Below are 14,463 nucleotides of genomic sequence, written 5' to 3' on the forward strand. Positions count from 1 at the left end.
GATGAAGGAGGACCGCGCCCACTCGCGCTCGCTGATGGAGCAGGCGCTCGGTGGAAGTCCGTCCGCTGCTCGGCCGGACAGTAATCGGACAGTAGACGCGAAAACGCCCTCGATCCGGAGCGTTTCACGCTCAGGATCGAGGGCGGGCGGACGGGCTGACCTGTAAGCCGGGTTCTGTACTCCTCGCGGAGCGGCGACCATCCATCTAGGACCGCCGTTGCCGGCGGCCTCGAGCGACCTACCCGTACTCTCAGGCGGGCAGCCCTCAGGCGAGCACTGTCTGGTCTTGCTCCGGGTGGGGTTTACCTAGCCGGCCTGGTCACCCAGGCCGCTGGTGAGCTCTTACCTCACCGTTTCACCCTTACCCTCATCATCGGCATCGCCGAAGCTCGGCCGACGAGGAGGGCGGTCTGCTTTCTGTGGCACTGTCCCGCGGGTCACCCCGGGTGGCCGTTGGCCACCACCCTGCCCTGTGGAGCCCGGACTTTCCTCGGTGCTCCCGAGGGAGCAACGCGGTCGCCCGGCCAGCCCGTCCGCTCGCACACCCTACCGCGCCGGAATGCGCAGCTTCATCCGGGCGTTGAAGGGCCCATGAACGAGCTGATGGCACCCGTCGTGATGTTCCCCGGGCAGGGCCCGGAGTCGGCGTACCGGACCGCTCACGATCTGCTGAGCCGCCGGTTCCCGCGGGAGGCGCTCGAGCTGATCGAGCCCGTCCTCGCCGACGATCCCACCAACACCGGCCTGCGCACCCTGCAGGCCTGGGCCTACCTCCAGCGCGCCCAGTTGCAGAAGGCCGAGGAGGTGCTGCGCGACCTGGTCGAGACCGATCCCAGCGACGCGTGGGCGCAGCACGCGCTCGGCCGCGCCCTGGAGCGCCAGAGCAGGTACGCCGAGGCCCTCGGGCCGCTGCGCCTGGCAGCGGTGATGTGCGAGGACTACGACTACCAGGCCGCCGCCTACCGGGTGGAGCAGCAGCTCGCTCGCGCCGCCGACTGAGGCCGAGCTGTAACGCGGTGTCCACAGCACTTCCGCGGTGTTGCGACGCCGCGGAAGTCGACCGGACACCGCGTTACAGGGCGCGGTAGGTTCGAGCCGTGAGCGACAGCGAGTACTACTTCTGCCTCAAGCACCACACCGTCGAGCCGCGCGAGGGATGTCGCGCCGCCGACCGGCTCGGGCCCTACCCGACCGAGCAGGAGGCGGCGCACGCCCTGGAGAAGGTCGAGGAGCGCAACGAGGACTGGGACCACGATCCCAAGTGGAACGACGACTGACCCGTTGCCGGAGTCGTATCCGCAGAAGGTCTCCCCGTGGGGCTTCGTCGGGATGGGCGCCCTCGCGTGTCTGCTCTTCCTCGACCTGGCCGCGCTGCTGATCGGTCCGTGGTGGGCGGTCCTCGTCCTGCTGGTCGCCTGGGTGGTGCTCTTCGCCCGCGCCTGCCGCTGGTTCACGCGCGCCCCCGTGCGGGTGGCGTGGTCAGCGGCAGGCGGGCTCGTGCTCTGGCTGGTCGTCGAGGTGGCAGGTGGCCTGTGGGTGTGGTGACCGCCCCGGCGAGCCCGGCAGTCCTCAGGCGGGCTTCACGCGCAGCAGTACGTCGTCGCCGCCTCCGTTGTCGGTGGTGATCAGCAGGTCACCGTTGGGTGCGTCGACGACGGTCCTGATCCGCCCGTAGCGCTTGAGCTCGGCCGGCGCGGTGGTCGAGACCAGCCGACCGGCCTTCTTCGTGAACTTCGCGAACAGCACCTCCTCGCCCTTGAGCACGCCGATCGCGAGCGTGCCGCGCAGGGCGCCCCAGCGGCGGCCGTTCGGCACGAACGTCCCACCGCTGGTGGCGATCGTCGAGGGCCCGCTGGACCACTTCGCGGCGATCTGCTTGCCGGGAAGCGCGTCATCGGTCATCGGCACCGACTCGTTGTAGCCCGGCACCGGGTTGTAGCCGTAGTCGCCGCCCTCCTTGATCTTGTTCACCTCGTCATCGCGCGACGTCCCCTGCTCGATCGACCACAGCTGGCCGTTCGAGCGCTGCGCGAGCCCCTGGACGTTGCGGTGGCCGTAGCTGGTGATGTAGCGCGTCGCGCCGTTCGCGGCGTGCCGGAACGGGTTGGTGCGCCACGGCTTGCCGGTCCTGCGGTCGAGCCGCAGCGTCTTGCCGCCGAGCGAGGTCAGGCTCTCGGGGTTGGTCCCGGTGGCAGCGTCGCCGGTGCCCACGTTGAGGGCGCCGTTGCGGGTGATCAGCAGCCGGCAGCCGCCGTGCCGGCCGCTCGTGCTGGGCAGCCCGGTGAGCAGGGTGCGCTTGAGCGTGGCGTGGGTGTAGCCCTTGTCGAGCCGCCACGAGACCACCCGGACGTCATGGCCGCCGCCGGCGAGGCTCCAGCCCTGACAGGTGTAGATGCGGCGGTTGTGCTTGAAGTCCGGATCCACCGCGAGGCCGAGCAGGCCGGTCTCGCCGGAGACCCAGATGTGGCTGTTGTCGAAGCCGACGTTGGTGGTGCGACCGTGCCGCCACAGCGTCAGCGCGGCGCGATCCCGCTGGGTGAGGAGCAACCGGTGTCCCGGCAGCGGCTGGACGTCCCACGGATGGTCGAGGCCGGTGGCGAGCGTCTTCACGCTCAGGCGGGGGACGGCCGCTCGGGTCGCCGGCTGGGCGGGGCGCGAGCCGGAGGCGGAGGCGGGGGAGTCGGAGGTGGTGCACGCGGCGGCGGGCGCGGCGAGCAGCGTGAGCGCGAGTACGGCGGTCCCGAGGTTGCGGGCCGCCGTCGAGGAGACGGAGCGGACCATGCTGGTGCCGGTATCCCGCTGGCGTCGCGGCAGGCGCCGCCGCCGCGCAAACTGTCACGGCGCCACGCTGGCTGCCGCCTACAGCCACCCGTTCCCGTCCGCGACCAGGACGGCCTCGGTCCGGTTGGTGGCGTTCGTCTTGCCGATCGCGGCGCTGAGGTGGTTGCGCACCGTGCCCTCGGACAGGAACAGCTTGGCGGCGATCGCGGCGACGCTCGACCCGTCCCGAGCGGCCTGCAGCACCTCGGTCTCGCGCTGGGTCAGCGGCGACTCGCCGGCCAGCAGGGAGTCGGTCGCCAGCGCCGGGTCGACGACGCGCAGCCCCGCGTGCACCCGCCGTACGGCGTCGGCGAGCTGCGCCGCCGGGGTGTCCTTGACGACGAACCCGCTCGCACCGGCCTGCAGCGCTCGGCGCAGGTATCCCGGGCGGCCGAAGGTCGTCACGATGAGCACCTTCGTCGACGGCGAGGCTGCCCGCACCGCGGCGGTGGCGCTGATGCCGTCCATGCCGGGCATCTCCACGTCGAGCAGCGCGACGTCGGGCCGGTGCGCGAGCACCGCGGGCACCACCTCGGTGCCGGTCCCGACCTCGGCGACGACCTCCAAGTCGGGCTCGAGGCTGAGCAGCGCGGAGAGCGCACCCCTGACCAGCGCCTGGTCGTCGGCGAGCAGGAGCCTGATGGATGAGGTCACGGGCGAGCCACCTGGAGGGAGAAGCCGGGGGAGAGCGTGCGGGTGGTGACGACGGCGCCGACAGCGGCGGCGCGTTCGCGCAGCCCTGTCAGGCCGGAGCCCTCGTGCTCGTCGCACGGACCGTGGCCGTCGTCGCGGATCTCGACGCAGGACTCGGACAGGAGGATGTCACAGCGTCGGGCGCCCGAGTGCCGGATGACGTTGGTGACGCCCTCGCGCACCGACCAGGCGAAGAGCTCGCGCAGCTCGGTCGGCACGATCTCGGTCGCCTGCGGGACGTGCGGCGAGATCTCGGCCGTGGCCAACGCGGCCCGGGCGCGGGCCAGCTCGCCGGGCAGGGTGAGCTCGCGGTACCCCTCGACGGCGCGCCGGATGTCGGCCAGCGCGTCGCGGGAGAGGCGTTCGAGGTCGGCGATCTCCACCCGCGCCCGCGCGGCGTCGACCTCGATCAGCCGCTGGGCGAGCTCGGCCTTGACGGTGATGACCGTCAGCGAGTGGCCCAGGATGTCGTGCAGGTCGCGGGCGAACCGGTTGCGCTCGTTGTCGACCGCGAGCACGGTGTTCTGCTCGTTGGCGCGCCACAGCTGCACGTTGCGGCGTACGACGGTGCGCATGCCCAGGATCGCCAGCGAGGCCATCAGGGTGCCCAACGCCACGCCGCCCTGCCCGGGCCAGCCCTGCAGCTGACCGACCACGATCACCGCGGCGACCATGGCGACGTCGAGCACGACGGTGATCCGCAGCGGCAGCGACATCATCGCGGCGGCCGCCACGAAGACGGCGGCGGCGGTGGCGTTCGTGCCGAGCGCCGCGGTGCTGATGACGCCGAGCACCACCAGAGCGCCGATGAAGGGCAGCGCCTGGCGCAGCGGCGGTTGCTCGATCATCCGCAGCCGGACCCGGTCGGTCCCCACGAACATCAAGGTGTAGAGCGCCATGAACGACAGGGTGGCGATCAGGCCGATCACACCGTGGAGCTCACCGCGGGCCTGCCAGCCGTCGACCAGCGCGGGCACCATGAAGATCAGCCAGATCGCGCCCAGCCACGGCCCCGCGCCCCACCGACGGCCGGACGCCCACGGGAAGGCCTGGCCCACCGGGACGTCCAGCCCCTGGACGCGCTCCTCGTTCACAGGGACGACGGTAGTCACACCCGGGCCGTGTCCTTGCTCATCCGCCACGCGGCGCCGGCGACGAAGATCGCGAGCCACCCCAGCGCGTTCACGATCGCGTACCACGGCAGCTCGTGCGTGAGCGGCGCGCGGGCCACCTCGGCCACGCCGTACATGGGGGTCCAGTAGGCGACGTCGCGCACCGCCTCGGGATAGCTGCTCAGCGGGATGAAGACGCCGCCCAGGAACGACAGCGCGGCCATCCCGGGGCCGAGAAGCTGCATCGCGTTCTCGCCGGGGACCAGGTAGCCCACGAACACCCCGAGCGCGGCGAAGGTGACAGTGCAGACCAGTGCCAGGACCGCACTGGCGATCCAGACGCTCGCCGACATGTCGGCCTTCCCCATCACGATGCCGACGACGTTGACCACCACGATCGCCAGGGCGCCCATGAACAGCGCCACCAGCGCCTTGACGACGATGTAGGCGACGGGGTTGAGCGGCGTCAGCCGCAGCTGCCGGGACCAGCCGGTCGCCCGCTCGAGGGCCACCATCGCGCCGGCGGCAGCGGAGGTCAGCGCGGCGCCGTACAGCGCGATCGAGATCAGGATGTACGCCGCGACGTTGCCGCTCCCGGCCCGCTCCTGCCACCCGGACTGGGCGCCGAAGATGAGGATCATCAGGGTCGGCAGCAGCAGGCTGAAGACGACCGTACGCCGGTTGCGCAGCACCCGGCGCAGCTCGATCCCGAGCAGGGTCAGGCTGAAGCCGCCCCGCCGTGGAACGCGGCGCGCCTCGATGTCGAAGGAAGTCGTCGTGCTCACTGGTCGCCTCCGGTCAGGCTGAGGAACGCGTCCTCGAGGTTCTTGCTGGTGATCTCCAGGTCGCGCGCACCCGTCTCGGTGAGCAGGTAGCGCGCCACGGCGTCGCTGTCCTTGGCGTGCACGACGACCTGGTCGCCGCGCACGTCGATCCGGTCCACGCCACCGAGGGCGCGCAGGCTCTGCTCGACGGCGCCGTCCAGGCCCGGCACGGTGGCACGCACGGTCCGGCCGGCGGCCAGGGCGCGGATCTCCGAGCCGGTCCCGTCGGCGACCTTGCGGCCCTTGCTGATCAGCACGATGCGGTCGGCGTACTGGTCGGCCTCCTCCAGGTAGTGCGTCGCGAACAGCACCGTCCGACCCTGGTCCGCGTCCTTGCGGATCGCGTTCCAGAAGGTGCGTCGGCCCTCGACGTCCATCCCTGTCGTCGGCTCGTCGAGGAGCAGCAGGGCAGGATCGGGCAGCAGCGCCATCGCGAACCGCAGCCGCTGCTGCTCACCACCGGAGCACTTGCCCACCTTGCGGTCGGCGATCGCGCTGATCCCGGCGTTGGCCAGCGCCTCGTCGACCGGCAGGGTGTCGGCGAACAGGCTCGCGGTGTAGGTGACGGTCTCGCGGACCGTCAGGTCCTTGAGCAGGCCGCCGGTCTGCATCACCGCGCTGACCAGGCCGCGCGCGATGGCGTCGCGCGGCTTGAGCCCGAGCACGCTCGCGGTGCCGCTGGTCGGCTGGGAGAGCCCGAGGATCATGTCGATGGTCGTCGTCTTGCCGGCGCCGTTGGGACCCAGGAAAGCGACCACCTCGCCCGGCTGGAGCTCGAGGTCGATCCCGTTCACGGCCCGCACCTGGCCGAACGTCTTGGTGACGCCGACGAGGCGCACCGCAGGAACTGTCATGGCTTCAGTCTGGTGAAGGCGACCGCTCGCCGCTTCTGCCGAGACTCACGGGGTCGGGATGACAGATGTCAGGAAGCCTCCTGCCGAAACGTCACATCGTGGCGGTCGACAGGTCACGAAGTGCTGGTCGAGTGGGCACCGCGTGACCATCGCCACAGCGCCTCCGGCGTCGGTCCACACCTAGGCTGGACGCGGTCCGTGGACTCCATTCGGGAGCCGCGAGATGACGAGGAAGGCAGTCCCATGTCGAGCACGAGTGCAGAAGAACCCGCCCCGTACGGCGGCGGCGGCCCGACCGCGCCGGCGGTGCGCAAGGTCCGGACCCACCACCTGCGCCAGATGAAGGAGCGCGGCGAGAAGGTCACCATGCTGACCTCCTACGACATGTACACCGCCCGGATCTTCGACGAGGCGGGCATCGACGTGCTCCTCGTCGGCGACAGCGCCTCCAACAACGTCTTCGGCAACGACACGTCGCTGCCCGTCACCGTCGACGAGCTGCTCCCGCTCACCCGCGCCGTCGCCCGCTCCACCACCCGCGCGATGGTGCTGGGCGACCTCCCGTTCGGCTCCTACCAGGCCTCACCCGAGCAGGCCTACCTGACCGCTGTCCGGTTCATGAAGGAGGGTCTGGCACACGCGGTCAAGCTCGAGGGCGGCGTGGAGATGGCACCCACGATCAAGAAGCTGGTCGACGGCGGGATCCCGGTCTGCGCCCACATCGGGTTCACCCCGCAGTCCGAGCACGCCCTCGGGGGCTACCGCGTGCAGGGTCGCGGGACCGCGGCCGACCGGGTCGTCGAGGATGCCCGCGCGGTGGCCGAGGCGGGCGCCTTCGCGGTCGTGATGGAGATGGTCCCCGGTGACGTCGCGGCCAGGATCAGTGCGGAGCTCGACATCGTCACCATCGGCATCGGTGCGGGCAGCGGCTGCGACGGTCAGGTCCTCGTGTGGACCGATGCGATGGGGATCCGCGGCCCCCAGGACGGCAGGCTGCCGCGGTTCGTGAAGGCCTTCGCCGACGTACGGACCCAGCTGCTCGAGGGTGCCCGCCAGTACGCCGCCGAGGTGCGATCGGGGGAGTTCCCGGGCGCGGAGCACACCTTCTGACCCACGCCGAGGCGTCAGTTTCTGCGGGTCGAGTGGTCACCGCCGGTCGGCGCGTCGGCCACTCGACCCGCAGAAGGTGACCACTCGACCCGCCGTACGTGACCTCTCGGCGCTACTCCGAGGTGATCGCTGCCAGCACGTTCAACCTCGCCGCCCGGGCCGCAGGCAGCACCGCCGCGAGGATGCCGACCACCACCGCGACCACCAGGAACAGCGCCAGCTGACCCAGCGGCAGGCCGAGGGAGGTCAGCTGGGAGGCGAGCGCCTGGCGGAGGAGGACGCCGATGAGCAGTCCGAGCACCATCCCCATCACCGCGCCGAGGAGGGCGATCGCGACGGACTCCAGGGTGACCATCCGCCGCAGCCGGGCGCGACTCATCCCCACGGCGCGCAGGAGTCCGATCTCGCGGGTGCGCTCGATGACCGAGAGGCCGAGGGTGTTCACGATCCCGATGACGGCGATCACGATGGCCAGCGCGAGCAGCCCGTAGATCAGGTACAGCAGCCGGTCGACCTGGCCGCGGATCTGGTCGGCGAAGCTGGCCTTGTCGTAGACCTCGACGATCTTGGCCGCGTCGGTGACCCTCTTCAGCGCCGGCAGCACGGTGGCAGCCGACGCTCCGGGCGCGAGCATGATGCTCAGCGAGGTGTCCTGACGCTGCAGCCCCGCCTGAGCGATGAGGGCGAGCCGCATGCTGATCGGCGCGGTGATCGCGCTCGGCTTGCTGATGCCGGTGACGGTGAGCGCCAGCGTCCGGCCGGCGGGGAAGGCGAGCTCGAAGGGGCTGCCGAGGTGCCAGCCGCGCTGCCGGGCCAGGTCGCTGGCGACCACGGCGCCGTTCCCGCGCAGCTGCTCGGTGCCCGAGCGCATCTCCAGCCGGTAGATCCCGGTGAACGCGTCGTCGACCCCGGCCAGGGGCGTGCTCCGCCCGCTGTCGGAGCCGGAACGGTCGAGGATGGTGGCGCCGACGATCTGCTGCCGGCTCACCGTCGCCACCCCCGGCACGCTCCTCAGCTGGTCGCCGATCGCCGTCGGGAACGGCGCGAAGGTCGTCGACTGGACCAGGAAGTCGGAGGAGAACTGCTCCTCGACGATGTCGCCGACGGTGCTGTTGAGCGACGCCGCCAGCACGCCGATGGTCGAGACCAGTGCGAGCCCGATCATCAGAGCCGATGCGGTGGCACCCGTGCGTCGAGGGTCGCGCAGCGCGTTCTCGCCCGCGAGCCGGCCGGTCGCGCCGAAGAGCCGGGTGAAGACCGCACGGCACACCACCAGGACCGGCCGCCCGACCAGGGAACTGCTCGCCGCCAGGGTGAGCACCCAGACCAGGGCGCCGGCGCCGACCCACGCGGCCGGCGACCCGGGCGCATCGAGGAAGGCGAGCGCGGCCAGCACCGCGCCGACGGCGAACAGGAGCGCCGCGACGACAGCGCGGGCCCGCAGCGGCGCCGAGGTACGGGCCAGGTCGCCGCGCATCGCCGTCACCGGCGCGACCCGACCCGCTCGCCGGGCCGGAAGCCACGCGGCGAGGAGCGTGACAGCGACCCCGACCGCGTAGCTGATCAGGACCGACGCGGCGTCCAGGGTCAGCACCCGGCCCGCGATGTCGAGCCCGGCGGCGCGGAAGACCGCCGCCAGGCCACGCGCCAGCAACCACCCCAGCGCGATGCCGATGCTCGAGGCGACGACCGACATGGCCAGCGCCTCGGCCAGTACCGACCGGGTGATCTGGCGGCGGGTGGCGCCGAGGGCGCGCAGCAGCGCCAGCTCGCGGGTGCGCTGGGCCACCAGGATCGTGAACGTGTTGACGATGATGAAGGCGCCCACCACCACCGCTATCAGGGCGAAGACCAGCAGGAAGACCGAGATCACGTCGAGCAGCCGGCTGATCGCGTCCTGCGACTCGTGGACGACCTGGTCGCCGGTGACAGCCTCGAAGTCGGCCGGCAGCACCATCCTGGCCGCCTCCACGAGCGCGGTCTGGGAGACCCCGGGCGCTGCGGTGAGCGCCACCGAGGTGAACGCGTCCCGACCGCCCAGGAAGATCCGTTGAGCGGTGGCGGTGTCGAAGATCAGCAGCGTCGAACCGGCGGTCGAGCCGCCGTTGAACTCGGCAGTGCCCACCAGCGGCACCTTGAGCTGCCGGCTGGTGGTCGGCGGCAGCAGCGAGACGATGTCGCCGACGTGGTAGCCGGCCCGCTTCGCGCTGCCCTCGTCCAGCACCAGCTGACCGGGACCGGGCCAGCTCCCGCGCTTGAGCAGGAGGATCGGCTGACCGGCCATGTCGAGCGCGCCGGAGTGGTTGAACGCCAGCGTCGGGGCGCCGGTGCCGCCGACCAGGGCGCCGTGGCTGTCGAGGAGGCTCATGCCCTTGCCGTCGATGCTGCCGCGTGCGGACGCCACCTGCGGCAGGGCGGCGAGCCGCGTCACGACGTCGGGGCCCAGTGTGGCCGTCGGCGTGCCGGCGTCGCCGGGTCCGAACGAGTCGAGGCCCTTCGCCCGCACGGTCGCGTCCGGGGTGGAGCCCTTGATGATCGAGTCGAAGGTGCTGGACAGGCCGTTGCTGAAGACCAGCACACCGGACAGGAACGCCACGCCGAGCACGATCGCCAGACCGCTCATGACGAGCCGGACCTTGCGCGCCCACAGGTTGCGCAGGACCAGGCGCAGCATCAGGCGTCCCGCTCGTCGAGCTCCGCCCGCGCCTGTACGGCGGCGTCCTGCAGGGCGGTCATGTGGGCGAGGATGCCATCGCGGGTGGGACGGTCGAGCTCGTCGACGATCCGGCCGTCGGCGAGGAAGACCACCCGGTCGCAGTACGACGCCGCGACGGCGTCGTGGGTCACCATCACCACCGTCTGGCCGAACTCCTCGACGCTGCGGCGCAGGAAGCCCAGCACCTCCGCGCCCGAGGCGGAGTCGAGGTTGCCGGTGGGCTCGTCGGCGAAGACGATCGCCGGCCGGCTAGCCAGGGCGCGGGCGCAGGCGACCCGCTGCTGCTGGCCGCCCGAGAGCTGCGCCGGCCGGTGTCCCAGCCGGTCGGCCAGCCCGACGGCCTCGATCACGGTGGCGAACCACGCCGGGTCCGGCCTGGTCCCGGCCAGGTCGAGGGGCAGCAGGATGTTCTCCCGAGCGGTCAGCGTCGGGATCAGGTTGAACGCCTGGAACACGAAGCCGATCCGCTCGCGGCGCAGCGTCGTCAGCGCCTTGTCGTTGAGCGAGCCCACGTCGGTCCCGTCCACGATGACCCGGCCCGAGGTCGGGGTGTCGAGGGCGGCCAGGCAGTGCATCAGCGTGGACTTCCCCGAGCCGGACGGCCCCATGATCGCGGTGAACGCACCGCGCTGGAACGCGACGCTCACACCGTCCAGCGCCCGCACCTCGGAGTCGCCGGAGCCGTAGCTCTTGCTCAGGTCGATCGCGCGAGCGGCCACGTCCCGGGTGTCCTCGGTGGTCGCCTGCGGTGTCATGGGTCCAGACAACCCCATCCGAGCCGCGCACGCGACGGCTGCGCCCATCCCTAGACTCACAGCGTGGACTTCTACTCGCCCTACGCCCACGGCTTCGCCCGGGTCGCGGCCTGCACCATCCCGGTCGAGATCGCCGATCCGGCGACCAACGCCCGCACCGTCCTGGAGCAGGTGCGCGCCTGCCACGAGGACGGGGTGGCGGTCGCCGTCTTCCCCGAGCTGAGCCTGAGCGGGTACGCGATCGACGACCTGTTCCTCCAGCAGCCGCTGCTCGAGGCCGTCACCGCCGCCATCCAGGCGATCGCCGTCGCCAGCGAGGAGCTGCTGCCGGTGATCGTGGTGGGCGCGCCGCTGCTGCACGGCAACCGGATCCTGAACGCCGCCGTGGTGATCCACCGCGGCGAGATCCTCGGCGTGGCCCCGAAGTCCTACCTGCCCACCTACCGCGAGTTCTACGAGCGGCGCTGGTTCGCACCCGGCGACGACCTCGACTCCACGATCGCGATCGGGGGCGCGGAGGTGCCGCTCTCCCCGCACCTGCTGTTCCGGGCCACCGACGTGCCGGGGCTGACCTTCCACGTCGAGGTCTGCGAGGACATGTGGGTGCCGGTCCCGCCCAGCGCGCGGGCCGCCCTCGCCGGCGCCACCGTGCTGCTCAACCTCAGTGCCAGCCCGATCACCGTCGGCCGCTCCGAGGCACGCCGGCAGCTGGTGCAGAGCGGCAGCGCACGCTGCCAGGCCGCCTACGTCTACACCGCCGCCGGCCAGGGCGAGTCCTCCACCGACCTGTCGTGGGACGGGCAGACGATGGTCTACGAGCTCGGGAGGCTGCTGGGGGAGAGCGAGCGCTTCCCGGACGGTCCCCGGCGTACGGTCGTGGACGTCGACCTGGACCGGATCCGTGCCGAGCGCATCAGGATGGGGACCTTCGACGACAACCGCCGCACGCTGAGCGGCGAGACCGGCGACGTGGACTCCTTCGAGGTGATCGAGTTCGAGCTCGAGCCGCCGCTGGTCGCCTCGGCGCTGCGGCGCAAGGTGGACCGCTTCCCGTTCGTGCCCGACGACCCTGATCGGCTGGCGCAGGACTGCTACGAGGCCTACCACATCCAGGTCAGCGGCCTGGTCCAGCGGCTGCGCGCGATCGGTCCGGGCACCAAGGTCGTGATCGGCGTCAGCGGCGGCCTGGACTCCACCCATGCGCTGATCGTGGCCGCCGACGCGATGGACCAGCTCGGCCGCCCGCGCAGCGACATCCTGGCGTTCACCATGCCCGGCTTCGCCACCAGCGACAGCACGAGATCCAGCGCCAACGCGCTGATGGAGTCGCTCGGGACGACCTACGAGACGCTCGACATCCGACCCGCCGCCACCCAGATGCTCAAGGCCATGGGGCATCCGTTCGGGGTCTCGGAGGGCACCTCGACCGATCCTGCGGTGTACGACGTGACCTTCGAGAACGTCCAGGCCGGGCTGCGCTACGACTACCTCTTCCGGCTGGCGAACCAGCGCGGCGGCATCGTGGTCGGCACCGGCGACCTCTCCGAGCTGGCGCTGGGCTGGTGCACCTACGGCGTCGGCGACCAGATGTCGCACTACGGCGTCAACGCCGGGGTGCCCAAGACGCTGATCCAGCACCTGATCCGGTGGGTGATCTCGACCGACCGGTTCGACGCCCAGACGAACGCGGTGCTCGAGACGATCGTCGAGCAGGAGATCAGTCCGGAGCTCGTGCCGGGGGAGCAGCCGCAGTCCACGGAGGCGAAGGTCGGTCCGTACTCGCTGCAGGACTTCACGCTCTTCCACGTCATCCGCTACGGCTTCAGCCCCTCGAAGATCGCCTTCCTCGCCTGGCAGGCGTGGCACGACGTGGAGGGTGGCGACTGGCCGGCGGGCTATCCCGAGGGCAAACGAACGGCGTACGACCTCGCCGAGATCCGGCACTGGCTGGAGGTCTTCATCAGACGGTTCTTCGCCAACCAGTTCAAGCGCTCGGCGCTGCCGAACGGGCCGAAGGTGAGCCACGGAGGCTCGATGTCCCCGCGCGGTGACTGGCGGATGCCGTCGGATGCCAGCGCCGCCGTGTGGCTCGCCGAGCTGGAGGCACGGGTCCCGAGCGTGTGAAGCCGACAGCTTCTCGACGGGAGAATGAAGCGAATACCTTCATTTTCGAGAAATGAAGGTATTCTCTTCACATGGTCGAGCGTGCGACGGTCATCGGAGACGTGGTGGGGTCCCGCGGCGCGTCCGACCGCGACTCGCTGCACCGCGTCCTGCTCGCCACGCTCGACCGCGTCAACCGGGAGCTCGGGGTGGTCACGCCGCTGCGGGTGACCGTCGGCGACGAGTACCAGGGTGTCTTCGCCGGCGTGGGGGCCGCGATCGCGGCGACGTTGCGGCTACGGCTGCTGCTGGCTCCCGACGTCGACGTCCGGCACGGCATCGGGTGGGGTGAGATCCGCACGCTCAGCGACGAGCCGCGCGTGGAGGACGGCCCCGGATGGTGGGCGGCCCGGGAGGCGATCGAGCGCGTCGCCCGCCTCCAGCGCGAGCCGGCGCGGAGCAGGCTGCGTACGGCGTACGTGCCGGCCCCGGACAGTGCCGCCCCCGACCGCGCGGCGATCGACGCCGCCCTGGCGGCCCGCGACGAGCTGCTCGGTCGGCTCGACGCCGTCTCGCTGTCGGTGCTCGATGGCATGCTGCGCGACATGAGCCAGCGCGAGATCGCCCACGACCTCGGGATCAGCCCGTCGGCCGTCTCCCAGCGGGTACGGCGCGACGGCCTGGCGGTGCTGATCGACATCGACAGCAGCCTGGGGACGGTGCGGTGACCTGGCTGGCGCTCCTGCTGATCGGCTTCGGCCTGGCCGACCTCGCGCACGCCCTGCGTCCGACGCGCTGGCTGCCGGAGTCCGTGGCGGCGGCGGTGACGGTGGCTGTCGGCCTGCTCGCGGGCGTCGAGGGCGCCCGCGACGTGCTCGCCCTCGTCCTGCTCGCCGCGGCCGTCGTCGGGTGGGGGCTGGTGGTGCGGATCGGCTTCGGCTCCGACAGGGCCTGGCTCCCGCTCGCGTTCGCGACCACGCTGCTGGTGCTCGCCCTGGCGACCACCCCCTGGGTGCACCCCCACGATGGGCCGCTCGGCGCGTGGCTGCGCGCCACGCCGATCCCGTTGCTGCACGACGTCTCGACCGATCGGGCGCTGCTCCTCGCCGGTGGCCTGCTGGTGCAGGGCTCGACCGGCAACGTCCTGGTCCGGCTGGTGCTGCTCGCGACCCACACCATCAACCCGGCCCAGGCCGGCGCGCGGGAGCCGGCGCCGCGGCTCAAGGGCGGTCGGCTGCTCGGGCCGATGGAGCGGCTGGTCATCCTCGGGCTCGGTCTGGCCGGCGACTACACGGCGGCCGGGATCGTCGTGGCGGCCAAGGGGCTGCTGCGCTTCCCCGAGCTCCAAGCCGCTCGCCGGGAGCTCGACATCGCCGCCGTGACGGAGTATTTCCTGGTCGGCAGCTTCGTCTCCTGGCTCGTCGCGCTCACGACTCTGGTGCTCCTGGCTCGCTGAGGCCCGGCGACCACTAGGCT

14 protein-coding genes and 1 other RNA gene are annotated in these 14,463 nt (G+C 71.6%); 7 read left to right on the top strand and 8 right to left on the bottom strand.

Annotation, left to right across the window (positions count from 1 at the left end):
- Positions 1-147: 147 nt before the first annotated feature.
- Positions 148-532: RNase P RNA component class A (gene rnpB, locus P5P86_RS11950), an RNA gene on the bottom strand.
- A 59-nt stretch (positions 533-591) separates the two neighbouring features.
- Here rnpB and P5P86_RS11955 point away from each other — a divergent pair.
- The 3 genes from P5P86_RS11955 to P5P86_RS11965 all read left to right on the top strand — a co-directional run bounded on the left by P5P86_RS11955 (position 592) and on the right by P5P86_RS11965 (position 1,545).
- Positions 592-999 carry a tetratricopeptide repeat protein gene (locus tag P5P86_RS11955; protein WP_280607660.1) on the top strand — a complete coding sequence of 136 codons (408 nt, stop codon included), beginning with the start codon at positions 592-594 and terminating at the stop codon, positions 997-999.
- A 98-nt stretch (positions 1,000-1,097) separates the two neighbouring features.
- The gene (locus tag P5P86_RS11960; protein WP_280607661.1) at positions 1,098-1,277 is read left to right on the top strand and encodes a hypothetical protein; all 180 of its coding nucleotides are present in this window, start codon (positions 1,098-1,100) and stop codon (positions 1,275-1,277) included.
- 4 nt (positions 1,278-1,281) lie between these two features.
- Entirely contained in the window at positions 1,282-1,545 is a 264-nt protein-coding gene (locus P5P86_RS11965; RefSeq protein WP_280607662.1) for a hypothetical protein, read from the top strand.
- A 24-nt stretch (positions 1,546-1,569) separates the two neighbouring features.
- Here the strand turns inward: P5P86_RS11965 and P5P86_RS11970 are convergent, their stop codons facing one another.
- From P5P86_RS11970 to P5P86_RS11990, 5 genes are all read right to left on the bottom strand, one after another.
- Complete coding sequence (locus P5P86_RS11970; protein WP_280607663.1) at positions 1,570-2,781, bottom strand: PQQ-dependent sugar dehydrogenase; 1,212 nt, start codon at positions 2,779-2,781, stop codon at positions 1,570-1,572.
- A 78-nt stretch (positions 2,782-2,859) separates the two neighbouring features.
- Positions 2,860-3,474 (bottom strand): response regulator transcription factor, encoded by a 615-nt coding sequence (locus P5P86_RS11975; RefSeq protein ID WP_280607664.1) that lies wholly within the window; start codon positions 3,472-3,474, stop codon positions 2,860-2,862.
- On the bottom strand, positions 3,471-4,607 hold the full coding sequence (locus P5P86_RS11980) for a sensor histidine kinase (protein WP_280607665.1): 1,137 nt from the start codon (positions 4,605-4,607) through the stop codon (positions 3,471-3,473). Before P5P86_RS11980 ends, P5P86_RS11975 begins: the two co-directional genes overlap by 4 nt.
- A gap of 14 nt (positions 4,608-4,621) precedes the next feature.
- Positions 4,622-5,410 carry an ABC transporter permease gene (locus P5P86_RS11985; RefSeq protein WP_280607666.1) on the bottom strand — a complete coding sequence of 263 codons (789 nt, stop codon included), beginning with the start codon at positions 5,408-5,410 and terminating at the stop codon, positions 4,622-4,624.
- Entirely contained in the window at positions 5,407-6,303 is an 897-nt protein-coding gene (locus P5P86_RS11990) for an ABC transporter ATP-binding protein (RefSeq protein ID WP_280607667.1), read from the bottom strand. The genes P5P86_RS11985 and P5P86_RS11990 overlap by 4 nt, the downstream gene beginning before the upstream one ends.
- A gap of 243 nt (positions 6,304-6,546) precedes the next feature.
- Here P5P86_RS11990 and panB point away from each other — a divergent pair, with 243 nt between their 5' ends.
- Complete coding sequence (panB, locus tag P5P86_RS11995) at positions 6,547-7,413, top strand: 3-methyl-2-oxobutanoate hydroxymethyltransferase (protein WP_280607668.1); 867 nt, start codon at positions 6,547-6,549, stop codon at positions 7,411-7,413.
- A 112-nt stretch (positions 7,414-7,525) separates the two neighbouring features.
- On the opposite strand, the gene P5P86_RS12000 is transcribed toward panB, so the two are convergent.
- Together P5P86_RS12000 and P5P86_RS12005 are read right to left on the bottom strand one after the other, a co-directional pair.
- The gene (locus P5P86_RS12000; RefSeq protein WP_280607669.1) at positions 7,526-10,087 is read right to left on the bottom strand and encodes an ABC transporter permease; all 2,562 of its coding nucleotides are present in this window, start codon (positions 10,085-10,087) and stop codon (positions 7,526-7,528) included.
- Entirely contained in the window at positions 10,087-10,884 is a 798-nt protein-coding gene (locus tag P5P86_RS12005) for an ABC transporter ATP-binding protein (RefSeq protein WP_280607670.1), read from the bottom strand. The genes P5P86_RS12000 and P5P86_RS12005 overlap by 1 nt, the downstream gene beginning before the upstream one ends.
- Before the next feature lie 63 nt (positions 10,885-10,947).
- Here P5P86_RS12005 and P5P86_RS12010 point away from each other — a divergent pair, with 63 nt between their 5' ends.
- From P5P86_RS12010 to P5P86_RS12020, 3 genes are all read left to right on the top strand, one after another.
- Positions 10,948-13,008, top strand: coding sequence for an NAD(+) synthase (locus P5P86_RS12010; protein WP_280607671.1), 2,061 nt, complete (start codon positions 10,948-10,950; stop codon positions 13,006-13,008).
- Positions 13,009-13,079: 71 nt separating this feature from the next.
- Entirely contained in the window at positions 13,080-13,715 is a 636-nt protein-coding gene (locus P5P86_RS12015; RefSeq protein WP_280607672.1) for a SatD family protein, read from the top strand.
- Positions 13,712-14,443, top strand: coding sequence for a hypothetical protein (locus P5P86_RS12020; protein ID WP_280607673.1), 732 nt, complete (start codon positions 13,712-13,714; stop codon positions 14,441-14,443). Before P5P86_RS12015 ends, P5P86_RS12020 begins: the two co-directional genes overlap by 4 nt.
- Positions 14,444-14,463 lie beyond the last annotated feature (20 nt).

The sequence above is a fragment of the Nocardioides sp. BP30 genome (assembly GCF_029873215.1).
Lineage (GTDB): Bacteria > Actinomycetota > Actinomycetes > Propionibacteriales > Nocardioidaceae > Nocardioides.

Bases quoted from the DNA above. Each gene is read 5' to 3' on its own strand.
- P5P86_RS12005 (WP_280607670.1), bottom strand. From the start codon at position 10,884: ATGACACCGCAGGCGACCACCGAGGACACCCGGGACGTGGCCGCTCGC.
- P5P86_RS11970 (WP_280607663.1), bottom strand. From the start codon at position 2,781: ATGGTCCGCTCCGTCTCCTCGACGGCGGCCCGCAACCTCGGGACCGCC.
- P5P86_RS11990 (WP_280607667.1), bottom strand. From the start codon at position 6,303: ATGACAGTTCCTGCGGTGCGCCTCGTCGGCGTCACCAAGACGTTCGGC.
- P5P86_RS12015 (WP_280607672.1), top strand. From the start codon at position 13,080: ATGGTCGAGCGTGCGACGGTCATCGGAGACGTGGTGGGGTCCCGCGGC.
- P5P86_RS12000 (WP_280607669.1), bottom strand. From the start codon at position 10,087: ATGCTGCGCCTGGTCCTGCGCAACCTGTGGGCGCGCAAGGTCCGGCTC.
- P5P86_RS11955 (WP_280607660.1), top strand. From the start codon at position 592: ATGAACGAGCTGATGGCACCCGTCGTGATGTTCCCCGGGCAGGGCCCG.
- panB (WP_280607668.1), top strand. From the start codon at position 6,547: ATGTCGAGCACGAGTGCAGAAGAACCCGCCCCGTACGGCGGCGGCGGC.